Source organism: Burkholderia sp. 9777_1386 (assembly GCF_015712265.1).
Lineage (GTDB): Bacteria > Pseudomonadota > Gammaproteobacteria > Burkholderiales > Burkholderiaceae > Burkholderia > Burkholderia cenocepacia.
Genome location: NZ_JACCQB010000033.1, coordinates 36801 through 58141, shown reverse-complemented (window position 1 = coordinate 58141; position 21341 = coordinate 36801). Strand labels below are relative to the sequence as shown.

At 67.9% G+C, this 21341-nt stretch carries 24 protein-coding genes and 1 tRNA gene; 17 read left to right on the top strand and 8 right to left on the bottom strand.

What is annotated here, in order from left to right:
• Positions 1-353 precede the first annotated feature (353 nt).
• The 5 genes from H0X91_RS22780 to H0X91_RS22760 all read left to right on the top strand — a co-directional run bounded on the left by H0X91_RS22780 (position 354) and on the right by H0X91_RS22760 (position 3799).
• Complete coding sequence (locus H0X91_RS22780) at positions 354-1694, top strand: MFS transporter (RefSeq protein ID WP_006496622.1); 1341 nt, start codon at positions 354-356, stop codon at positions 1692-1694.
• A 2-nt stretch (positions 1695-1696) separates the two neighbouring features.
• Positions 1697-2218 carry a hydroxyisourate hydrolase gene (gene uraH / locus H0X91_RS22775; RefSeq protein WP_196433368.1) on the top strand — a complete coding sequence of 174 codons (522 nt, stop codon included), beginning with the start codon at positions 1697-1699 and terminating at the stop codon, positions 2216-2218.
• 47 nt (positions 2219-2265) lie between these two features.
• Complete coding sequence (gene uraH / locus H0X91_RS22770) at positions 2266-2601, top strand: hydroxyisourate hydrolase (protein WP_006488577.1); 336 nt, start codon at positions 2266-2268, stop codon at positions 2599-2601.
• 22 nt (positions 2602-2623) lie between these two features.
• Complete coding sequence (locus H0X91_RS22765; protein ID WP_006488558.1) at positions 2624-3091, top strand: nucleoside deaminase; 468 nt, start codon at positions 2624-2626, stop codon at positions 3089-3091.
• A gap of 375 nt (positions 3092-3466) precedes the next feature.
• A complete protein-coding gene (locus H0X91_RS22760) occupies positions 3467-3799 on the top strand; it encodes a hypothetical protein (RefSeq protein WP_006496619.1) in 333 nt (110 codons plus the stop codon).
• A 194-nt stretch (positions 3800-3993) separates the two neighbouring features.
• Here the strand turns inward: H0X91_RS22760 and H0X91_RS22755 are convergent.
• Positions 3994-4068: transfer RNA gene (locus H0X91_RS22755), tRNA-Gly, on the bottom strand.
• A 248-nt stretch (positions 4069-4316) separates the two neighbouring features.
• Here H0X91_RS22755 and H0X91_RS22750 point away from each other — a divergent pair.
• The 3 genes from H0X91_RS22750 (at position 4317) to H0X91_RS22740 (ending at position 7177) form a co-directional block, all read left to right on the top strand.
• Entirely contained in the window at positions 4317-5234 is a 918-nt protein-coding gene (locus H0X91_RS22750) for an Imm72 family immunity protein (protein ID WP_058901936.1), read from the top strand.
• A gap of 89 nt (positions 5235-5323) precedes the next feature.
• A complete protein-coding gene (locus tag H0X91_RS22745; RefSeq protein ID WP_196433367.1) occupies positions 5324-5668 on the top strand; it encodes a cupin domain-containing protein in 345 nt (114 codons plus the stop codon).
• Positions 5669-5995: 327 nt separating this feature from the next.
• Positions 5996-7177 (top strand): enolase C-terminal domain-like protein, encoded by a 1182-nt coding sequence (locus tag H0X91_RS22740; protein WP_196433366.1) that lies wholly within the window; start codon positions 5996-5998, stop codon positions 7175-7177.
• On the opposite strand, the gene H0X91_RS22735 is transcribed toward H0X91_RS22740, so the two are convergent.
• Both H0X91_RS22735 and H0X91_RS22730 read right to left on the bottom strand, forming a co-directional pair.
• Positions 7174-7800, bottom strand: a complete 627-nt coding sequence (locus tag H0X91_RS22735; RefSeq protein ID WP_196433365.1) for a LysE/ArgO family amino acid transporter — start codon at positions 7798-7800, stop codon at positions 7174-7176. The genes H0X91_RS22740 and H0X91_RS22735 overlap by 4 nt on opposite strands.
• Positions 7801-7854: 54 nt before the next feature.
• Positions 7855-8799, bottom strand: coding sequence for a LysR substrate-binding domain-containing protein (locus H0X91_RS22730; protein ID WP_006496614.1), 945 nt, complete (start codon positions 8797-8799; stop codon positions 7855-7857).
• A 182-nt stretch (positions 8800-8981) separates the two neighbouring features.
• Between H0X91_RS22730 and H0X91_RS22725 the strand changes: the two genes are divergently transcribed.
• From H0X91_RS22725 to scpB, 3 genes are read left to right on the top strand one after another with little or no spacing between them, the layout of a single operon-like run.
• Positions 8982-10304, top strand: coding sequence for an MFS transporter (locus H0X91_RS22725; RefSeq protein WP_006488552.1), 1323 nt, complete (start codon positions 8982-8984; stop codon positions 10302-10304).
• 59 nt (positions 10305-10363) lie between these two features.
• Positions 10364-11587, top strand: a complete 1224-nt coding sequence (locus H0X91_RS22720; RefSeq protein ID WP_196433364.1) for a CaiB/BaiF CoA transferase family protein — start codon at positions 10364-10366, stop codon at positions 11585-11587.
• Positions 11584-12393, top strand: coding sequence for a methylmalonyl-CoA decarboxylase (gene scpB / locus H0X91_RS22715; protein ID WP_196433363.1), 810 nt, complete (start codon positions 11584-11586; stop codon positions 12391-12393). The genes H0X91_RS22720 and scpB overlap by 4 nt, the downstream gene beginning before the upstream one ends.
• 168 nt (positions 12394-12561) lie before the next feature.
• Here scpB and H0X91_RS22710 read toward each other — a convergent pair whose 3' ends face one another.
• On the bottom strand, positions 12562-13317 hold the full coding sequence (locus tag H0X91_RS22710) for a DeoR/GlpR family DNA-binding transcription regulator (RefSeq protein WP_196433362.1): 756 nt from the start codon (positions 13315-13317) through the stop codon (positions 12562-12564).
• Positions 13318-13398: 81 nt separating this feature from the next.
• On the opposite strand from H0X91_RS22710, the gene H0X91_RS22705 reads away from it, so the two are divergent.
• The 5 genes from H0X91_RS22705 (at position 13399) to H0X91_RS22685 (ending at position 16365) form a co-directional block, all read left to right on the top strand.
• On the top strand, positions 13399-13998 hold the full coding sequence (locus H0X91_RS22705) for an NUDIX domain-containing protein (protein WP_006496610.1): 600 nt from the start codon (positions 13399-13401) through the stop codon (positions 13996-13998).
• Positions 13995-14375: a DUF4406 domain-containing protein gene (locus tag H0X91_RS22700; protein WP_196433361.1), complete on the top strand. Its 381-nt coding sequence runs from the start codon at positions 13995-13997 to the stop codon at positions 14373-14375. The genes H0X91_RS22705 and H0X91_RS22700 overlap by 4 nt, the downstream gene beginning before the upstream one ends.
• A 183-nt stretch (positions 14376-14558) precedes the next feature.
• Positions 14559-15422, top strand: coding sequence for an SIR2 family NAD-dependent protein deacylase (locus tag H0X91_RS22695; protein ID WP_080330724.1), 864 nt, complete (start codon positions 14559-14561; stop codon positions 15420-15422).
• A gap of 181 nt (positions 15423-15603) precedes the next feature.
• Positions 15604-15990, top strand: coding sequence for a fluoride efflux transporter CrcB (crcB, locus tag H0X91_RS22690; RefSeq protein WP_006488542.1), 387 nt, complete (start codon positions 15604-15606; stop codon positions 15988-15990).
• 24 nt (positions 15991-16014) lie between these two features.
• Entirely contained in the window at positions 16015-16365 is a 351-nt protein-coding gene (locus H0X91_RS22685) for a DUF190 domain-containing protein (RefSeq protein WP_196433360.1), read from the top strand.
• A gap of 13 nt (positions 16366-16378) precedes the next feature.
• Here H0X91_RS22685 and H0X91_RS22680 read toward each other — a convergent pair whose 3' ends face one another.
• Positions 16379-16942 (bottom strand): YggT family protein, encoded by a 564-nt coding sequence (locus H0X91_RS22680; RefSeq protein WP_006488584.1) that lies wholly within the window; start codon positions 16940-16942, stop codon positions 16379-16381.
• A gap of 75 nt (positions 16943-17017) precedes the next feature.
• A complete protein-coding gene (locus H0X91_RS22675) occupies positions 17018-17947 on the bottom strand; it encodes a Rossmann-like and DUF2520 domain-containing protein (RefSeq protein WP_006496606.1) in 930 nt (309 codons plus the stop codon).
• Between the two features lie 515 nt (positions 17948-18462).
• On the opposite strand from H0X91_RS22675, the gene H0X91_RS22670 reads away from it, so the two are divergent.
• Positions 18463-18759, top strand: coding sequence for a hypothetical protein (locus H0X91_RS22670; RefSeq protein WP_006488565.1), 297 nt, complete (start codon positions 18463-18465; stop codon positions 18757-18759).
• Positions 18760-18877: 118 nt separating this feature from the next.
• Here the strand turns inward: H0X91_RS22670 and H0X91_RS22665 are convergent, their stop codons facing one another.
• Both H0X91_RS22665 and H0X91_RS22660 read right to left on the bottom strand, forming a co-directional pair.
• On the bottom strand, positions 18878-19546 hold the full coding sequence (locus tag H0X91_RS22665) for a LysE family translocator (RefSeq protein WP_048985380.1): 669 nt from the start codon (positions 19544-19546) through the stop codon (positions 18878-18880).
• Between the two features lie 58 nt (positions 19547-19604).
• Positions 19605-21161, bottom strand: a complete 1557-nt coding sequence (locus H0X91_RS22660) for a UbiD family decarboxylase (RefSeq protein ID WP_058901927.1) — start codon at positions 21159-21161, stop codon at positions 19605-19607.
• Positions 21162-21341 lie beyond the last annotated feature (180 nt).

Sequence of the window (21341 nt, the reverse complement as noted above, 5' to 3'; positions counted from 1 at the left end):
TTTCGGATTCGTTGAGCGGCTCCACTTTGCCGTCGAGTGCCGAACGGCGTCAACGGGGCGTGCGGCAATGGCGAGATGGCAGGGAGCGGCGCCGAGCCGGGCGAAACGATCGCCGCGCATGACGGGTGACGCCCCGCGAAGCGGTACGGGGCGGCCAGCAGCGCGGTTTGCTATGGGGCCTATAACAACCCGCGCCTGTCTGCTGCGGGAGCCCTGCGATATGGTCGGGCTTCACAACAAGATCACGGCCTTGCAAGCCGCCGATGCTCGACCCGATCCGCCGCATGGCATGGCCGCGGGACGGGCGGTCGCGTCGCCGGTGCAGCGCGGCCGCGTCATTTCAGGAGACACCTGTGTCGGTCACGGAACAGCATTCGTCAGTCTATTCGGCGGTCGAGCCGACGCTCGAGGAGCACGTCTACCGCAAGGTGTCGTGGCGCCTTCTGCCGTTTCTCTGCGCTTTGTGGGTGCTCGCGTGGCTGGACCGCGTGAACATCGGCTTCGCGAAGCTGCAGATGCTCGATACGCTCAAATTCAGCGAGGCCGTCTACGGGCTCGGCGCCGGCATCTTCTTTCTCGGCTACTTCTTCTTCGAAGTGCCATCGAACGCGTTGCTGCAGAAGATCGGCGCGAAGAAGACCATCATGCGCATCACGATCGGCTGGGGGATCATCTGCATCCTGCAGTCGTTCATCAAGACGCCGACGCAGTTCTACATCCTGCGCTTTCTGCTCGGCGCATTCGAAGCCGGCTTCTACCCCGGCATCATCCTGTACCTCACCTACTGGTATCCGAGTTCGCGGCGTGCGAAGGCGTTCGGCACCTTCATGTCGGCGTCGGCGATCGCCGGCGTGCTCGGCGGCCCGCTGGCCGGCAGCATCATGACGTCGCTCGACGGTGCGCACGGCTTCCACGGCTGGCAATGGCTGTTCGTCATCGAGGGCATCCCGTCGGTGCTGGCGGGCGTCGTCGCGTACTTCTACATGACCGACCGGCCCGAGCAGGCGACGTGGCTGTCCGTTGCCGAGCAGCAGGTCGTGCGCAACGCGCTGGACGCGGACAAACGCGAGCTCGGCGAGCGCGGCCACGACTGGCGCACGCTGTTCCGTAATCCGAAGGTGTGGCTGCTGATCGCGATCTTCTTCTGCCTGCTGTGCGCGAACTCCGCGCTGACGTTCTGGATTCCGACGATCATTCGCGACTCGGGCTTCGGTGCGACGGTGGTGATCGGCTGGATCGCCGCGCTGGCTTACGTGTTCGGCGCGGCGGGGATGATCCTGAACGGCGCGCGTTCCGACCGGAACCAGGAAGTGCGCTGGCATTTCGCGGTGCCCGCCGGATGCGGCGCACTGGCGATGGCGGCGATGGCTGTGCTGCTCGGGATGCCCGGTGTCGCGCCTGCGTTCACGATCGCCGCGATGATCATCGCGCTGGCCGGCACGATGAGCGCGATTCCGGTGTTCTGGCAATTGCCGAACCTGTATCTGGCGGGCAGTGCGGCGGCGATCGGCGTCGCGCTGATCAATTCGGTATCGAACCTCGCCGGCTTCGGTGCGCCGTACGTGCTCGGGCTCGTCAAGAGCGCGACCGGCAGTCTCGCGCCGGGCCTCTACCTCGTCGCGGCGATCGAGCTGATGGCCGCCGTGCTGGTCGTGACCGCCATCGTGCAGTCCCGAAAGTCGAAGGAGTCCTGATCATGAGCGACATCATCAAGCGTGAGCGCCGGCAGTTCGTGATGGCGTCGATGGCCGCGGCCGGCGGCGTGCTGCTGGCCGGCCGTGTACAGGCCGCGACGCTGCCGGCGGGGCAGGGCGATGCCTTGCAACCCGCGCAGGCTGCCGATCCGATTTCGCAGCATGGCGCGAGCCCGCGGCTGACCATCCACCTGCTCGATACCTACCATGGTGCGCCGGCAGCCGGCATGCACGTCGAGTTTTCGCGGATCGAGAAGGGCGAATCCGTGTCGATCCGCACCGCAGTCCTCAACCGGAGCGGACGGACCGACGCACCGTTGCTGATCGGCAATACGTACGTGGCCGGCGACTACGAGCTGCTGATGCGTGTCGACGATTACTTCCGGACGAAGGGCGTGCGGTTGCCGTCGCCGGCGTTCCTGTCCGAGGTGCCGATCCGCTTCCGCATCACCGATGCATCGGTGCGGCTGCATCTGCCCGTGCAGTTCGGGCCGTGGAACTACACGTACTACCGCGGCAGCTGAGCGGCAGGTTCTTTGCGGATACCCCCGACCCGAATTGGAGCAAGCGAATGGCTGGCATCAGCACCCATGTTCTCGACCTGACGACCGGCAAGCCGATCGGCGGCGTGCCGATCGAGCTCTACGACCTGAGCGTGACGCCGCCGCGTCTGCTGAAGCGGACGGTCAGCAACGCCGACGGGCGCACCGACGCGCCGATGTTGAGCAGCGAAGCAGCCCGGGCCGGGCAGTTCGAACTGCGTTTCTCGATCGGCACGCATTTCAACGACGCGAGCGCGCTGTCCGACGTCGTGCCGATCCGTTTCACCGTATTCGATCCGGCACAGCACTATCACGTGCCGCTGCTCTGCTCGCCGTGGTCGTTCTCGACGTACCGCGGCAGTTGACCTCACCTGAATGGAGAAGCCGATGTCTCATACCGAAACCTACCTCGTCGATTCGATCCGTCTCGCGATGGAGAACGTGCGCGAACGCAAGACCTGGCCGTTCGGCGCCGTGCTCGTGCGCGACGGCAAGGTGCTCGCGCGTTCGGTCAACGAAGTGGAGGCGACGTGCGACCCGAGCGCGCATGCCGAGATGCAGGCCGTGCGTGCCGCCAGCAAGGCGCTCGGCAGCACCGATTTGAGCGGCGCGGTGATGTACGCGAGCGGGTATCCGTGTTCGATGTGCCTGTCGGCGATGTATCTGGCGGGCGTCAGCGAGGTGTATTACGCGTATTCGAACGAGGACGGCGAGCCGTACGACCTGTCGGCCGCGCGCGGGTATGTAGAGATTGCGCGGCCGCTGCATGAGCGCGAGATGAAGCTGGTTTATCACCGTGCGCGTGATGACGGGCCCGATCTGTACGAGGCCTGGCAAGTGGCGCAGGGTAGCTGAGCGATCGGCTCGCGCGACGCAAGGTTGACCGGTGCCGGCGCTGACGGCGCACTCCCTGGCACTGGTTTTAGGACACGCTTTCCCGGTGACGGAGGGCGTGTCCTTTTTTCTTGGTGCGGACCGTGAGTGCACGGCCATGTCTCGCTGCGGGGCGATTGAGTAGAATCGCTGACGCAGCCGGCATGGCTGGACGTGTCAGACGCGCGCGCAGCATGATGACAATGAACCGTGCGCGTTTTCAGTTCAACTGGAACGACAAGAAGCGGTAACGGCCGACATGGCGCTTCATGTTCCTCCGGTGGTTGCTTTCGCAACGGTCGTGAGAAATGATGCGTCGGCTTGAACCACGATCAATGGCGTTTGGAGAGAAAAGCCATGAGTGAAACGATTTCCGTGCGCCGCAAGGTCGGCAGCAGCCCGGCCATGCTCGCGCTGGCCGAGTGCGTGATCGCCGGTATCGCCGGCATGTCGATCGTGAATGATTCGGGGAGCTTTGCCGGTTCGTCGGGATTCGGCGCGATCGGCGCGGCGCTGGCGGTCGTGGCCCTGTGCGGCGTCGTTTCGCTCGGTGGGCTCGTTTGGGCGATAGGTGCGTTGCTCCACGCGAACGGCGATGCTGGAGCGGATGCAAGGCCGGCGTATTGCGCGATCGTGCTTCACGGTTTGCTGTGTCTGCCCATTCTCGTCGTGATTCTTGCTGCAAGGTAGAGGCGGCGTGCGCGAGGCGGCTGGAGCAGGCGCCGGATTTTTCGTCACGAACGAGCGATTGGGTGATCTTGCGACGGACGAGCGACGGAAATGCTTCGCCACTCACATTCAGGGGCGGATATCGCTGGAAGGGGGGAGATTCGGCGGCTGCCGGAAACCCAGTGAGCTTTGCGCGGCAAGGGTTTGAGAAGGACTGGAGCGGGCGATGGGAATCGAACCCACGTCATCAGCTTGGGAAGCTGAGGTAATGGCCATTATACGACGCCCGCAGAACGCGTAATTCTACAAGGATTCGAGTCGATATGGCAAGCGGGGAGTTTCGGCTGACGGTATCGAATCGAGTCCGGATCCGGGGCGGAGCGGTGGCATCGATGTCGGATTTCATGGCCGAGTCGCCAGCAGAGGCCCGGGCATTCTTCCCGGCAGAGCGCGAACGATCGGCCAAGATCAGGCGACAGGCCCACGCGCGGCGAGCGGTGGCTCATGCCGGCAAAGAGGCCACGGGCGGACAGGTTCCATGATGTTGAATGCATTGACGATCACTCCCGAGCAGGAACACGAAGCGCGGGCGAAGGCGTTCTATCTGCTCAAGCAATGGACGAGCTTCACGTTCCTCGAGTACGCCGTTGGTCTGTATCGGGATTTCCTCGGCGCGTACGCCAAACAATTGAACACACCGAGCCCAAATCAGGCAGAGCTGGAGGCCGCGTATACGCACGATTTCCTGGCGGCACTCGCGCAAATGGAGCGGGGCATTGACGCATTACGCCGAGGTCTCGACAAACGAGCGGCATACGACGCGCTGCTTGCAGGAAGTCAGCAAGGCGGCGACCTGTTGTTTGGACGGAGCGCACTTGAAATCGGCCGGAAATACGATCCGTTTTTCCATTCGCTGGGACTGAAGGACACCAGCTTCGCGGATCCCGTGTATGCCACCGGGTTCGCGGAGGGCGTATGGATCGAGAGATTGATTTGCTACGCGCTCAAGTGCACGGTCGGATCCGGTTTTACCGGGATGCTTGCATACGGAACGCGTGCGGATGGCGGAACCCGTGTTTTCGAGCACTGGACCTATGAATCCATGTTCGCGGACGCGCCCCTTCCTGCGTGGCGCTATTGGCCTCTCGGTCGTGCATATCCGGCATCGCTTCCTCCGTGTCCGCCCAGGAACGAATCCGCAAGCGGCGAGATTTGCAGCGATCGGGAGATCCCTGTCGACGGTATCTGGGAGCCATGGTTTCCGGGCGGCAAGGTCGGTTGTCCGAGCTACTTCCTCGAGGGCAGCGTGGCTCACAAGTACCTGCTGGAAGGTACCAACGACGAATATGCGGTGCGCTGGCGACTGCTGTGGGAAGACATGCGTTACCGGGATGGCAGCTTTCCGACAGAGGAGGAAACCTGCCTTCCTTTGCACGCAAGCCCATGTCGAAAATAGACGAGTCGGTGTCGGAAGCATACAAGTCGCGACAACGCTTTCGAACTAACGTGACAAGCCTCTTACACGATCGTCAGTCTGGAGCCGACATGTCCGATTTCATCACCGTTCTGCGCAAAACCTGCCCGACGCCTGTCCTCGATGCGACCAAGTGGAGGCGCATTAGCGGCGATCCGCATACCGTCAACCTCAACGCGTACGTCTCGAAGGACGGCAGCAAGATCATGGGCACCTGGATCTGCACGCCGGGCAAGTTCGAGGTGAACTACGAAAAATGGGAGTACTGCCACTTCCTCGATGGTTACTGCATCATCACGCCGGAAGGCGAGGAGCCGCAGCACCTGAAAGCCGGTGACGTATTCGTGATCGAACCCGGCATGAAAGGGACATGGGAAGTGGTGGAGACGGTGCGCAAGTACTTCGTCTTCGCCTGAGCGGGCTGGTCGATCCAAGCATACCGTCGTCGCTCGACATCCTTCCGGTTCACGGAGCCGGGAGGGCAAGCGGCGGATGCCGGTTCAATCGGACTCGATCCGGTTCGAAAAATGGCGCGCCGAGCATGGTCACCCGCTCGGCGGCTCTCGCTATCCGACCGTACCCGGTGCTGAATTCAACGCGCGGTTGTCCGGCGGCGACACGATGACGCTCGCCGGTCGTGCACGCGGTCGCGCAAACCCCTAAGATGCAGCGATCCGTCCACCGTTTCCGCTGCAGCGCACGAATCTCCCGCCTGCGCCGGACGCCCCACCGGAACCCCGACCATGCGCATCACCGCGATCCACGAACGCGCGATTCCCGTATCCCGCTATGCCGATCCGGCGATCCCGTCCGGCGGCCTGACCACGAGCGTCGTCGCGGTCGTCACCGATGTCGTGCGCGCCGGCCGCCCGGTGACGGGCTACGGCTACGCGTCGATCGGCCGTTTCGCGCAGGGCGGCCTGATCCGCGAACGCTTCGCGCCGCGTCTGCTCGCCGCCGCCGATACGCTCGCCGACGAAGCCGGCACGAACCTCGACCCGTTCCGCGCGTGGCGCGCGATGATGGCCGGCGAGAAGCCGGGCGGGCACGGCGAACGCTGCGTTGCGGTCGGCACGCTCGACATGGCGATCTGGGACGCCGCCGCGAAGATCGCCGATCTGCCGCTGCATCGCTTTCTCGCCGATCGTCTCCAACGCACGGCAGCACCACGCGTGCGCGTCTACGCGGGCGGCGGCTACCGCTATCCGCATGACGATCTCGCGCGCCTGTCGGACGAGATACGACGGATCGTCGATCTCGGCTACACGCACGCGAAGATCAAGATCGGCGGCGCGGATCTCGATCAGGACCAGCGCCGCATCGACGCCGCGGCCGCGCACCTTGCCGGCCCTTCGCATCTCGCGGTCGACGCGATGAACACGTACGACGCGACGACCGCCCACGAGGCGGCCGACATGCTCGCGCCGTTCGGCCTCTGGTGGTTCGAGGACATCTGCGACCCGCTCGACCTGCCGCTCCAGGCAGACGTCGCCACGCGATACGCACCGCCGATCGCAGCAGGCGAAGCGCTGTTTTCGCTCGCGGAAGCGAAGCTGCTCGACCGCTACGGCGGCCTGCGTGCCGACCGCGACGTGCTGGTGTTCGATCCCGTGCACAGCTACGGGCTGCCGGGCTATCTGCAGATCGTCGATCACTTCGTGTCGCGCGGCTGGCGGCGTGACGCGTTCTGGCCGCATGGGGGCCATCTGTTCTCGTTGCACGTCGTCGCGGCGCTCGGGCTCGGCGGCGCGGAAGTCAGCCCGTTCGCGTTCCAGCCGTTCAGCGGACTGGCCGATGGCGAAATCGTCGACGCGGGATACGCGCGCGTGCCGCAGGCACCGGGTATCGGATTCGAGCTGCATGCCCACGCGCACGACGCGTTCCGCGCGATATCGCTATCGGGCTATCGGGCCGCTGACACCTAAAGCGCGTCGATCGCGAAACGCACCGCGAAGCCGAGCATCATCACCGCGACGAAGCCATCGAGCACGCGCCACGCGAGCGTACGGGCGAACCACGCACGGCACGCGCGTGCGCCATAGGCGAGCATCAGGAACCACGCCAGCGAAGCAGTCATCGCGCCGATCGCAAACGGTGCGCGGGCAGACGGCGCGTGGCTCACGATCACGGTCCCGAGCAGCAGGACCGTATCGATCCATGCATACGGATTGAGCAGCGAAACCGCGGCGGTCGCGAGCAGCGTGCGCGACCGCATGGGTTCGCTAGCGACGCATGAGCCATCTACATGCTCAGGCTCCCGTCCGACGATCGCCGAGCGCAGCGCGAGCAGGCCGTAGCCGGCGAGATACGCGATACCGGCCCACAGCGCGGCTGCCACCACGGCGGCATGGCGCGACAGCAATGCCGACAGCCCGTGCGCGCCGAGCACGATCAGCAATGCGTCGCTGCCTGCGCAGACGAGGGCGATGGAGAGCAGGTGAGGGCTCGAAAGCGAGCGCTTGATGACGAAGGCGTCCTTGGGACCGACCGACGTGAACAGGCCTGCGCCAAGCAGCAGGCCTTCGAGGAAGGCAGAGGTGTCGAGCACGAGCGGGCCGACAACCTCTTAAGCTGAACCGGTGATGGTTACGATGGAGCCACGTTAAGGGGCGCCGGGGGGCGTTGTCAATGCCCGGCCGGCCGCCCATTCCGGCCGCTGCCCGAGCGTGTCGAACAGCCGGACGATTTCGCCCTTCACCTTCTGCACCGCGTTGCTGACGAGCGCCGTGTCGTGCCAGCACAGCGACAGGTCGCGCGCGAACAGCCGGTGCGCGACCGTCGACAGCTTCAGCTTGCGCTCCTCGATCTCGACGTGCGCGGCCGTCCACGGCAGGATCGTCACGCCGAGCTGCGCCATCACGGCCGCGAACAGCAGCCCGGTCGAACTTGCCTCGAAGCTGATTTCATACGACAGGCCGGCCTCGCGCATCGCCCAGTCGACGCGGTTGCGGATCGTGTTCGGCGCGCTCGGCAGCACGAGCGGCATCCGCGCGATCGCGTCGAGCGGCACGGGGTCGTCCGGCACCGGGAATTCGGGCCACGTGATCAGGTACAGCGTTTCCGTCAGCAGCCGGTGGATCGCGATCCCGCGCGTACCGACCGCATCGACGACGATCGCGAGATCGAGCCGCGCGCGCTCGAGCAACGTGTCGAGATCGGCGCTCGGCGCTTCGATCAGCTCCAGCATGATGCCGGGAAAGCGGTCGCGCACCGCGCGCGCGAGCGGAATGGCCAGCACGCGCGCGGTGCTCGACGGCATGCCGACGGTCACGCGGCCCTGCGGCGTATCGGCGTCGCGGCGCAGCAGCTCGCGCGTGCCGTCGGCCTGGCGCAGCAGTTCGAGCGCGTGCTGGTACAGCGTGCGGCCGGCGGCGGTCGGCGCGACGCCGCGCACGCTCCGTTCGAGCAGCTGCATCCCGAGATCCTGCTCGAGATTGCGCATCTGCTGGCTCACCGCCGGCTGCGCGACGTGCAGCGCCTCGCTCGCATGCGTGACGTTGCCGCATTCGACGACCTTCACGAAATAGCGCAACTGTCTCAAGTCCATCGCCGCCGTCTCCCCGATTCACGCGCGTTTCGAGCCATAAGCCAATTCGATCGAACAAGATGAATATCATATTTTTCAGCGATCGATGGCGTTTCTATACTCGTCTCACAAAAGAGCCCGACTGCCGGCCATCCCGGACCGGACGCGGCGACGGAGCCGGCCCCGCCGGCAAGGAGACGAAGATGTTCAAGGCGATCGACGCGCCGGCGGCCGGCGCGAAGCCGCGGCGCACGCCGCTCACGCGCGAGCAGGTCAAGGGCTTCTGGGCCGTGTACGCGGGCTGGGTGCTCGACGGCGTGGATTCGGTGATCTACGCGCTCGTGCTGATTCCCGCGCTGACCGAATTGCTGCCGGCCTCCGGCATCGCGGCGACGCCCGCGAACCTCGGGATGTACGGCTCGATCCTGTTCGCGCTGTTCCTGATCGGCTGGGGGCTGTCGTTCATCTGGGGGCCGCTCGCCGACCGCTTCGGCCGCGTGCGCACGCTCGCCGCGAGCATCCTGATCTATTCGGTGTTCACCGGCGCGGCCGCGTTCGTGCACGACGTGTGGGCGCTGGCCGCGTGCCGCTTGATCGCCGGGATCGGCGTCGGCGGCGAATGGGCGCTCGCCGGCACCTACGTCGCCGAGAGCTGGCCGGAAGACCGCCGCAAGATGGGCGCCGGCTACCTGCAGACGGGCTACTACTTCGGCTTCTTCATCGCGGCCTGCCTGAACTACACGATCGGCGCGACCTACGGCTGGCGCGCGATGTTCCTGTGCGGGCTGGCGCCCGCGCTGCTCGCGGTGTTCACGGTGATGCGCGTGAAGGAGCCGGGGCAGTGGCGCCGGCACGATGCGCGCGACGGCGACGTGGCCGACACGCGGCGCGCGCATCCGCTGCGCGAGATCTTCGCGCCGGCGTTCCTGCGCCGCACGCTGACGAGCGCGAGCCTCGTCGGCGTCGCGATCGTCGGGCTGTGGGCCGGCTCCGTCTACGAGGCGAGCGCGGTCACCACGCTGGCGGCGCGCGCGGGCATCGATCACGTCGGCGCATTGCGGCTTGCGTCGATCGGCGCGGCGATCCTGTCGTGCGCGACGATCGCCGGCTGCCTGGCGGCGCCGTGGCTGTCGGAACGGCTCGGCCGGCGTACCGCGCTCGGCGTGTATTTCGCGGGGATGGCCGGCTCGATCGTGTTCGCGTTCGGCTGGGCGTTCTACCAGCCGAACGGGCTCGCCGCATTCATGGTGTCGCTCGCGTTCCTCGGCTTCTTCGGCGGCAACTTCGCGATCTTCTCGCTGTGGCTGCCCGAGCAATATCCGACGCGCGTGCGGGCCACCGCGTTCGCGTTCAACGCGTCGGTCGGCCGCTTCATCGGCGCGGGCGTGAACTTCCTGCTCGGCGCGGCGATACACGGTTACGGATCGCTCGGCGTGCCGGTCGCGTGGACCGCGGCCGTGTTCGGGCTCGGCATCCTGATCCTGCCGTTCGCGGTCGAAACGCGGCATCAGACGCTGCCCGAATGAACGGCGCGGCAGTCGTTCGCAAGCAACACACATCTCGTCATCCCTATCAGGAGTCCGGAATGCAGGCATTAACAGGAATCAGGGTCGTTGATCTGAGTCGCGCGCTGTCGGGGCCGTTCTGCTCGATGGTGCTCGCCGATCTCGGCGCCGACGTGATCAAGGTCGAGTCGGGGCCGCACGGCGACATGAGCCGCGCGTGGGGGCCGTTCGATCGCGGCGTGAGCACGTACTACCTGTCCTGCAACCGCAACAAGCGCGGCATCTGCGTGGACTTCCGGCAGCCGGCCGGCCTCGACGTCGTGCGGCGGCTGATCGCGCAGGCCGACGTCGTGATCGAGAATTTCAAGGCGGGCACGATGGACGCGATGGGGCTCGGCTACGAAGCGCTGAGCGCGCGCGACCCGCGGCTCGTGATGGGCAGCGTCACCGCGTTCGGCCCGCGCGGCCCGCTGCGCGACTGGCCGGGCTTCGACCAGATCGCGCAGGGCTATGCGGGGCTGATGAGCGTCACCGGCTTCCCGGACGGCGAGCCGACCCGCACGGGCACCGCGATCGGCGATCTCAGCTCGGGGATGTGGGTCGCGACCGGCGTGATGGCCGCGCTGTTCGAGCGCGAGCGTACCGGGCGCGGCCAGCATGTCGGCACGTCGCTGCTCGAAAGCCTCGTTGCGTTGCTGAGCGTGCACGGACAACGCTACCTGAGCCTCGGCGACGTGCCGCGCCGCACCGGCAATGCGCATGCGGTGATCGCGCCGTATGGCGTGTTCGAGACGGCCGACGGCCCGCTCAATCTCGCGCCGATCACGACCGACATGTGGTTGCGGCTGTGCCAGTTGCTGGACCTGCCCGAGCTGCCGAACGATCCGCGCTTCGCGACCAACGACGCGCGCGTCGCGCATCGCGATGAACTCAAGGCGCTGCTCGAAAGCCGGCTGCGCACGCGCGGCAAGCGCGAGTGGACGCAACGGTTCGTCGAGGCCGGGCTGCCGGCCGGGCCGATCCATACGCTCGACGAAGTGTTCGACGATCCGCAGCTCGCGCATTGCGGGCTGGTCGAGCCGGTCGCGCATCCGACGCTCGGTACGCTGCGCCAGGTCGTCACGCCGCTCGGCGGGATGGGCGACGCCGTGCCGGCGCCGCGCACGCGCCATGCGCCGCCGCTGCTCGGCGAGCATACGGTCGACGTGCTGCGCGAAGCCGGCTACGGCGACGAGGCGATCGACGCACTGCTGGCCGCGCGCGCGATCTTCCAGGCGGATGCGGTGGCGGAGGCCGTGCAATGACCGACATGACGAAACACGATGCGGCGTCGACCGTGACGGTGGACCTGGTCGGCGAGCGGATCGCGCGCGTGCGGTTCGCGAATCCGGCGCGACGGCATGCGCTCGACGCACCGTTGCTCGATGCGCTCGTCGCGCACCTCGATGCGCTGGCCGCACGCCGTCCGCCGCCCGTCGTGATCCTGTCGAACGACGGCAGCGGCGACGTGTGGAGCGCGGGGCACGACCTGCGCGAGCTGGCCGACGACCGCGATCCGCTCGCGTACGGCAAGCCGCTCGAACGCGCGCTGCGGCGCGTGCGGACCTATCCCGGCGCGGTGATCGCGGCGGTGGCGGGATCGGCATGGGGCGGGGCGGTCGATCTGGTGATGAGCTGCGATCTCGTCGTGGCGGCGCGCGACGCACGCTTCGCGATGACGCCGGCGAACATCGGCCTGCCGTATTCGACGAGCGGCCTGCTGCGCTTCTACGACAACCTGCCGATCCACGTGCTGAAGGAGATGTTCTTCTGCGCGCAGCCGCTCGATGCGGAACGCGCCGCGCATCACGGGCTCGTGAACCGGCTGGCAGACGCCGGCGGGGTCGACGACGCGGCACTCGACGTCGCGCGCACGATCGCCGCGAAGGCGCCGCTCGCGGTGCACGCGGTGAAGGAGCAGTTGCGCGTGCTGCAGGATGCGCGGCCGTTGCCGGCCGATGCGTTCGAACGGATCGCCGAGTTGCGCCGGCACGCGTGCGAAGGCGCGGATTTCGACGAAGGGCTGCGTGCGTTCGCGGAACGCCGCGCGCCGGCGTTTCGCGGGATTTAGGCGGACCGGCGGGGTTTCGGTGTGACGATGGCGGCACGCGTTATGCGCCGCCGAGTATGCGCACGCCGGGGGCGATCAGCGGTCGCGCCTGAACGCGCGCGTATCGATCACGCACCGCGTCGACGCATTCGCAGTTCGATTGCGCGGGCGGCCCGCCTGTACCGCGCGCTACGCGCGCACCACCGTCACGCCCGCGGCCTCGATCGGCTTCGTCAGCGCGGCGTCGGTTTCCTGTTCGACGACGATCGTCTGCGCGAGCGTGATGTCGCCGATCACGAACTGCGACGCCGCACGCAGTTTCGACTGCGACGCGAGCACGACCGTCTCGGCCGCGCGTTCGGCCAGCGCGCGCTTGATCGCCGCTTCCTCGAAATCGCCGGTGCTCAGGCCGGCGACCGGATGCACGCCCGTGACGCCCATGAAGTACAGGTCCGCATGGATGCGCGCGATGCCTTCCATCGCCGCCGCGCCGACCGCGACGATCGAGTGCTTGTAGAGCCGCCCGCCGATCAGGATCACGTCGATCGACGGATGTGCGGCCAGCGCAACCGCGACGCTCGGGCTGTGCGTGACGATCGTCGCGCGCAGGTCGGCCGGCAACTGGCTGACGAGCAGCGCGGAGGTCGTGCCGCCGTCGACGATCGCCACCTGCCCGGGCGCGATCATCTGCGCGGCCCGCCGTGCGATGCGCCGCTTCTCCCTGGCTTCGAGCGCCTCGCGCTGTGCGAACGGCGCGATGGCCGGCGACGCCGGCAGCGCGCCGCCATGCACGCGCTGCAGCAGTCCTTCGGCCGCGAGTTCGCGCAGGTCGCGGCGCACCGTGTCTTCGGATACACCGAATTGCACGCTCAGCTCGGCGGCCAGTACCTGGCCGTCGCGTGCGAGCGCATCGAGGATCGCTTTCTTGCGTTGCGTCGTCAGCATCGTGATTGCACGAAAATTCTTGAAATTGCACGAATCTGCACGTTACCATGGGCGCCGTCCTTTGTCGAACCGGAGGCTGCAATGGCTGCAACGCGGGAGCGGGTGCGCATCGTCGATACGACGGTGCTGTCCGACGACTGGTATGTGCTGCGGAAGGTGACGTTCGATTTCCTGCGCCGCGACGGAACGTGGCAGCGCCTGAGCCGCGAGACCTACGATCGCGGCAACGGCGCGACGATCCTGCTGCGTCATGCCGAGACGGGCGACGTGCTGCTGACACGGCAGTTCCGGATGCCGGCGTTCGTGAGCGGGCACGACGGCATGCTGCTCGAAGCGGCCGCCGGGCTGCTCGACGACGCCACGCCCGAAGCGCGCATCCGCGCGGAAGCCGAGGAAGAGACCGGCTACCGCGTGCGCGGCGTGCGCAAGGTGTTCGAGGCGTTCATGAGCCCGGGTTCCGTGACGGAGAAGCTGCATTTCTTCGTCGGCGAATACGATGCGTCGCTGCGCACCGGCGCGGGCGGCGGCGTCGCGGCAGAGGGCGAGGATCTGGAGGTCGTCGAGATGCCGCTGCAGGCGGCGCTGGACGCGGTCGAGCGCGGCGAGATCGTCGATGCGAAGACGATCATGCTGCTCCAGTACGTCGCGCTGCGGGAAACCGCTGGGGCACGCGCCGCATGACGCCGCAACTCGTGCTGGTCGCCGGCCCTTATCGCAGCGGCACGGACGGCGACCCCGCGCGCATCGCCGCGAACCTGCACCGGCTGGAAGCGGCAGCGCTCGCCGTGTATCGCCGCGGGCACGTGTCGATGATCGGCGAATGGCTGTCGTTGCCGCTCGCGGCCGCGGCCGGGTCGACGCAGGTCGGCGACGCGATCGGCGAAACGTTCCTGTATCCGGCCGCGCACCGGTTGCTGCGCCGCTGCGATGCGGTGCTGCGCATCGACGGCGCGTCGCGCGGCGCGGATGCGGACGTGGCGCTGGCGCGGCAACTCGGCAAGCCGGTCTATTTCTCGGTCGACGAGATGCCGGTCGCGCAGGACGATGCGGCTGACTGAGCAAGCGTGGGCGCCGGGTCGCGGCATCGCCGGTGCGATGCTTGCGGACGGCCGGCGGTCGCATTGCCGGTAGCCGTACGCGCACGGCGTCACGCGATTGCTGGGTCGATGCTGCGCGACGCGCGAACCGGCGTATGATCGCGACGCCACTCGCGCAACGTTCGACGCCACCGCTTCTCCATCATGCCGTTTTCCGATCCCGCCGATTCCGCCGCCGCCGCGTCGCTTCCCGCCGCTCTCGTCGCGTCCGCCGTCGACGCGCTCGCGCGCGCCGACGCCTTGCTCGTCACGGCCGGCGCGGGCATCGGCGTCGATTCCGGGCTGCCCGATTTTCGCGGTACGGACGGTTTCTGGCGTGCGTATCCGGCACTGCGCCACGAGCGTTTCGAGTTCCACGAGATCGCGTCGCCGCACGCGTTTCGTGCGCGTGCGCCGCTCGCATGGGGGTTCTACGGGCACCGTCTCGCGCTCTACCGCGCGACGGTGCCGCACGCGGGCTTCGCGATCCTGCGTCGCTGGATCGACGCGATGCCGAACGGCGGCTTCGTGCTGACGAGCAACGTCGACGGCCAGTTCCAGAAAGCCGGCTTCGATCCGGCGCGCATCGTCGAGATCCACGGTTCGATTCATGCGATGCAGTGCCTGCGACCGTGCACGGACGACACGTGGAACGCGGCGCCGTTCGTGCCGGTGGTCGACGAAGCGACGTGCCGCCTGGTGGGCGACATGCCGCGCTGCCCGCACTGCGGCGGGCTCGCGCGGCCGAACATCCTGATGTTCGGCGACACCGGCTGGCTCGGTGCGCGCTACGACGCGCAGGAGCGCGCGCTGGAAGACTGGATCGCGCAGGCGGGGCGTGTCGCCGTGGTCGAGATCGGCGCGGGCACCGCGATTCCGACCGTGCGCCTGCTGAGCGAACGGCTCGGTGCCGACGTGATCCGCATCAACGCGCGCGAAGCGCATGCGCGCCGCGCGGACGTGATCGGGCTGAAGGGCGGTGCGCTGGCGACGCTGAACGCGCTCGATCGCGCGTGGCGCGGCGGCTGAGCACCGCGCCTCGTATCGATTGGCCGACGTCGCGCGATTGCGGCCGCGCGACGAGCGCCTGCACGAGCGCCGGCGCGCTGCCTGCCGGTTCGGGCCGCCGGCATTGCCGGTGCGGCGCGATTCCGCATACAGTTCAGCGTAGGCCGCGTCCGCCGCGCGGCGCCGTCAGTGAGGAGTGCCCTTGTTCTATTCGATCGTCGCGATCTTCGTCGGCGCCGGGCTCGGCGCGTTGCTGCGCTGGTGCCTGAGCCTCACGCTCAACGCGTTCTTTCCCGCGGTGCCGCTCGGCACGCTCGCGGCGAACCTGCTCGGCGGCTACGTGATCGGCGTGGCTGCGGTCGTATTCACGGTTCGCGTCGGGTTGCCGCCGGAGTGGCGGCTGTTCGTGATCACGGGCTTTCTCGGCGGTCTCACGACGTTCTCGACCTATTCGGTCGAAGTGATGACGCACGCGCTCGAGGGCGAATTCGGATGGGCGTTGGCGGTGGCTGCCCTACACTTGACTGGATCGTTCGCGCTGACGGCGCTCGGCATGTGGACCGCGCGCGCGTGGCTGGCTGCGGCCTGAGCGGGGCCGCCATCGGAGGGAGCGATGGACAGGGTCTTGTTGCGCTTCTATGTGCACGAGCAGCACCGGCTGCACTGGAAGCCGCTGTGGGAATGGCTGCTGGAAGAGGCGAACCGGATGGGCGTCGCGGGCGGTTCCGCGTTTCGCGCGATGGCCGGTTTCGGCCAGCATCGCGTGCTGCACGAGGATCGCTTCTTCGAGCTGCAGGGTTCGCTGGCGGTCGAGGTGGAATTCATCGTCACCGAGGACGAAGCGCAGCGGCTGCTCGAGCGGCTGTCGCGCGAGAAAGTGCGGGTGTGCTACGCGATGATGCCCGCGCAGTTCGGCGTGATCGACACGCTCGGCGCACCGCCGGCGCCGGGGCCGGCGGCGTAGGGCGCCGCGCCGATCAGATGCCGAACATCGTCAGCGACACGGCGGCGCGCGTGACGATCATCAGCAGCACCTGCACGATCACGAACAGCAGGATCGGCGACAGGTCGATGCCGCCGAGATTCGGGATCACGCGGCGCAGCGGGTTCAGGAACGGCGCGGTGAGCTGGTAGAGGATCGGCATCGCCGGCGAGCGCGGGTTGAGCCACGACAGCAGCGCCATCAGGATCGTCATCCAGATCACGAGGTTGAGCGCCCACTTCACGACGGTGAGCAGCGCGACCACGACGAGCGTCGCGATCACGGCGGCCGGATCGAAGCCGGCCATCACGACCATCAGCACGACGTAGACGAGCGCGGTGAGCAGCGCGGCGACGACGCTGGCCCAGTCGATGCCGCGTACGCCCGCGATCACGCGGCGCAGCGGCAGCACGAGCCAGTTGGTCGCCTGCAGCACGGCTTGCGTGACGGGGTTGTACGGCGGCACGCGGACGGCCTGCATCCAGACGCGCAGGATCAGCGCGGCGCCGAATAGCGTGAAGACGGTATTGAGCAGAAAACGGGCGATCTCGCCGAACATCGTTGGCATCCTTTTTATACAGTCAGTAGCGTGCGGCCGCCAACGCCGGTTGGCGGCGCATCGGCCGACACCTTATCACGCCTCGTCGCGCGACGGGGAGGGGCGCGCGGCCACCCGTGCGAGCGAGGTTTCGACGGCTTCGGCCAGCGCCGGCAACGACGCCGGCGGCGTCGCGCGCTTCGCCGCGAGCGCGACCGCGCGGCGCGTCAGCAGCGCATACAGCGCCGCGTGATCGCCGCCGCGCGCCTCGAGCAGCGCGAGCTGGCGCTCGACGATGCCCGTGTCGCCGCGCGACACCGGGCCCGACAGCGCATTCGCGAGCCCCTTGTCGCGCGCGGTCTCGATCGTGCCGGCGAGCATCGGCAACAGCGCACGCAGCGCGGCGTCCTCGTCGAACCCGAGGCCGCGCCACAGCTCGACCGCTTCCGACAGCCCGCACAGCGCGAAGCTCGCCGCGTAGTGCGCGGCCGCGTGATACAGCATCCGGCCGCCGGCCGGGATCGACAGCGGATGGCAGCCGAGTGCGGCGGCAAGTCGCATCAGCGCCGCGTGCAGCGCGCCGTCCGCTTCGATCGTGACCGAGCAGCCGTCGATGCGCGCGAGGTCGGCGTCGGTGCCGCCGAACAGATAGAGCGGATGAAAGCCGCCGATGGCCGCGCCTTGCTGCTTCGCCGGATCGAGCAGCGCGACCGCCGACGCGCCGCTGCAATGGACGAGCGCCTGACTGGCGGCGCGCGATGCGTCGAAGCGCAGTGCGGCGGCGCTCGACGCGAGATGATCGTCGGGCGTCGTCAGGAAGATCAGGTCGGCGGCGTCGACCACCTGCTGCGCGGTGTCGACCGCGCGGCAGCCGTCGATGCGCGCGGCGAGGCCGGCGGCCGACGCGGGCGTGCGGCTCGCGATCGCGACGACCGGGAAGCCGGCCTGCGCGAAGCGCTGCGCGACACAGCGCGCGAGGCGGCCGGCGCCGATGAAGCCGAGGCGGGGTGGGTCCGGAAGGGGCATGGCAGCGGATGTAAGCAAAAACGAAGCAACCGCCAGTATCGCAGGAATGACGGCGGTGTCGTGGAAGGCCGGTTGCGGAGCGGTCGCATGTATGAATTACCGGTAGGCGCGGCGATCTGTACGCAGGCCGACGGCCGGTATCGCAGCGGCGTCAGCATCATGGAATCCGACCCCGAAATGCCACGCGCCTGCCTCCCGCTTGAAACGTCGGCATCTTGTCTCGAATTTGTAATCGTTCATTACGCATGCCGGCCGGTTGCACGCGCCGGATCCGGTAAGACTGACCGGCCGTCGTGTTGCGACCCGACTCCTCGGACGGAATCGCGCGACCCGCAAGGGTCATCGCCCGCACCGGGCGCCGCGCCGCGCGGCGGCTCCGGCCGCGTGCAATTGCAATTTGCAACAAATGCACGATACGCGCGGGGCGGGTTTTCGCTACATTGCTTGCATGCGACGTGCATGTCCGCCGTTGCCGACAGGAGCGCCTAAAATACCGCTCCAGCAGGAGAATCGAAGTGAAAAAGCTCATTCCGTTCATCGCCGCCGCCGCGCTGGGCCTGGGTGCCGCAAGCGCCGCGCAGGCTCACGTGTCGATCGGGGTCGGCATCGGTATCCCGGTCGCACCCGCGTATCCCGTCTATGCACCGCCGCCGCCCGTGTACTACGCGCCGCCGCCTCCGCCCGTGTACTACGCGCCCGCGCCGGCCTACTATGCGCCGCCGCCCGCCGTGGTCGTCGGCGGTTACTACGGTCGCCCGTACTGGCGCCATGGTTATGGCGGCTGGGGCCACCACGGCTACTGGCGTCGCTGATTCGTCCCGCGCGGCCTGACCGCGCGTGGCAAAACGGCGCAACGTCCCGCGAGGGGCGCTGCGCCGTTTTTCTTTGGGGGCGGCGATACCGTGCCCGGCTCGCGCAGGGCGGCCGCGATTACACCGCGTGCACGATCAGGTCGCGGTAGCCGCCGACGATCACGCTGTACGAGAAGTACGCGAACAGCAGCGCGGACGCGATGTGGCAGGCCCGCATCAGCCCGGCGCCCGCGCGCTTGCGGCCCTGGCTCGCGAGCGTGCACATGAACAGCGTCCATGCGAGGCCGCCGAGGAAGAAGCCCGACAGGAACACCGACGCGGTCGCCGGGGTGGTCGCACCGGCTTTCGCGATCAGCGCGCCGCCGACCGCCGCGAACCACAGGATCGCGCTCGGCGACGACATCGCGAGCAGCATCCCGCGCAGAAAGCTGCGCCGCGCGCTCGCCCGCGGCTGGGGGGCGTCGTCTGCTTCGTCGCCAGCCGCCTTGACCGGCGTCAGCGCTTCACGCGCCATCTTCCACGTGAGGAACAGCAGCACCGCGCCGCCGCCGATCCACACGATCCAGCGCACGGGTTCGAACTGCAGCAGCACGGCCATTCCCGCGAGCGCGAGCGCCGCATAGACGAGATCGCCGACGCACGACCCGAGGCCGAGCCAGAAGCCCGGCCGGAAGCCGTGCGATAGCGTGAGCGACAGCATCGCGACGTTCACGAGGCCGATGTCGAGACACAACGATAGCGACAGAAAGAATCCGTCGGACAGCATGGACGCGGGCGGAAAGCTCATCTTCTGGGTGCTTGCGGCGATTGCGATGCGCGAGCCGGCGGGCGCCGGCCGCCTGGCGTCAGAGGCCGATCTCCTGCCACAGCCGGTCGACACGCGCCTTCACGGCCGCGTCCATCTCGATCGGGCGGCCCCATTCGCGGCTGGTTTCGCCCGGCCACTTGTTGGTCGCGTCGAGCCCCATCTTCGAGCCGAGTCCGGCCACCGGCGACGCGAAGTCGAGATAATCGATCGGCGTGCTGTCGACCATCACAGTGTCGCGCACGGGGTCGACGCGCGTCGTGATCGCCCAGATCACTTCCTTCCAGTCGCGGATGTTCACGTCCTCGTCGACGACCACGATGAACTTCGTATACATGAACTGCCGCAGGAAGCTCCACACGCCGAACATCACGCGCTTGGCATGGCCCGCGTAGCTCTTCTTCATCTGGACGATGGCCATCCGGTAGCTGCAGCCTTCGGGCGGCAGGTAGAAGTCGGTGATTTCCGTGAACTGCTTCTGCAGCAGCGGCACGAACACCTCGTTGAGCGCGACGCCGAGCACCGCGGGTTCGTCGGGCGGCTTGCCCGTGTAGGTCGAATGGTAGATCGCGTCGCGGCGCATCGTGATGCGCTCGACGGTGAACACCGGAAACCACTCCTGCTCGTTGTAATAGCCGGTGTGGTCGCCGTACGGCCCTTCGAGCGCGTGCTCGTACGCGGCCGCCGCGTTGCCGGCCGGGCGCGGCGGCGCGCCGGCCGGAGCGGGGGCAGGGGCGCCGTCCTGCGGATGAATGAAGCCTTCGAGCACGATCTCCGCGCGCGCGGGCACCTGCAGCGTGTCGACGCCGGGCGTCAGGCACTTCGCGAGCTCCGTGCGACTGCCGCGCAGCAGGCCGGCGAACTGATACTCGGACAGCGAATCGGGCACCGGCGTCACCGCGCCGAGCGTGGTGGCCGGATCGGCGCCGAGCACGACCGCGACCGGATACGGCTTGCCCGGATTCTGCAGCGCGAACTCGCGGAAATCGAGCGCGCCGCCGCGGTGCGCGAGCCAGCGCATGATCAGCTTGTTGCGGCCGATCAACTGCTGGCGGTAGATGCCGAGGTTCTGGCGCGACTTGTTCGGCCCGCGCGTGACCGTCAGGCCCCACGTGACGAGCGGCCCCGCATCGCCGGGCCAGCAGGTCTGGATCGGCAGCTTGTTCAGGTCGACGTCCGCGCCTTCCCAGACGATCTCCTGGCACGGCGGCGACGACACCGACTTCGGCGCCATGTCCCACACCGCCTTCGCGAGCGACAGCAGCTTGCCGGCATCCTTCAGGCTCTTCGGCGGATCGGGCTCCTTCAGCGCGGACAGCAGGCGCCCGAGGTCGCGCAGCGAGCCGAGCGCGGCATCGTCGCCCGCATCGACGCCCATCCCGAGCGCGACGCGGCGCGGCGTGCCGAACAGGTTGCCGAGCACCGGGAATGCGTTGCCGGGCGGCGCGTTGAACAGCAGCGCGGGGCCGCCGGCGCGCAGCACGCGGTCGCACAGCTCGGTCATTTCGAGCACGGGCGACACGGGCTGCGTGACGCGCCGCAGTTCGCCGAGCGCCTCGAGGCGCTGAATGAAATCGCGTAAGTCTTTGTATTTCATGAAGAAGGTCCGGGCCGCCCGTATGCACGGGCAGCGATGGGCGGGCGCAGCGGCCGGCTGCGACCCCGAATCGACCGACGATTTTACCCGGGCAGCCGCACGACCGCCCGGCGGAGAAAAAAGTCGACCGCGCGCAAACCCCCTACGGCACGGGGCTTGCGTTCTGAAGAGGGGTTTTAA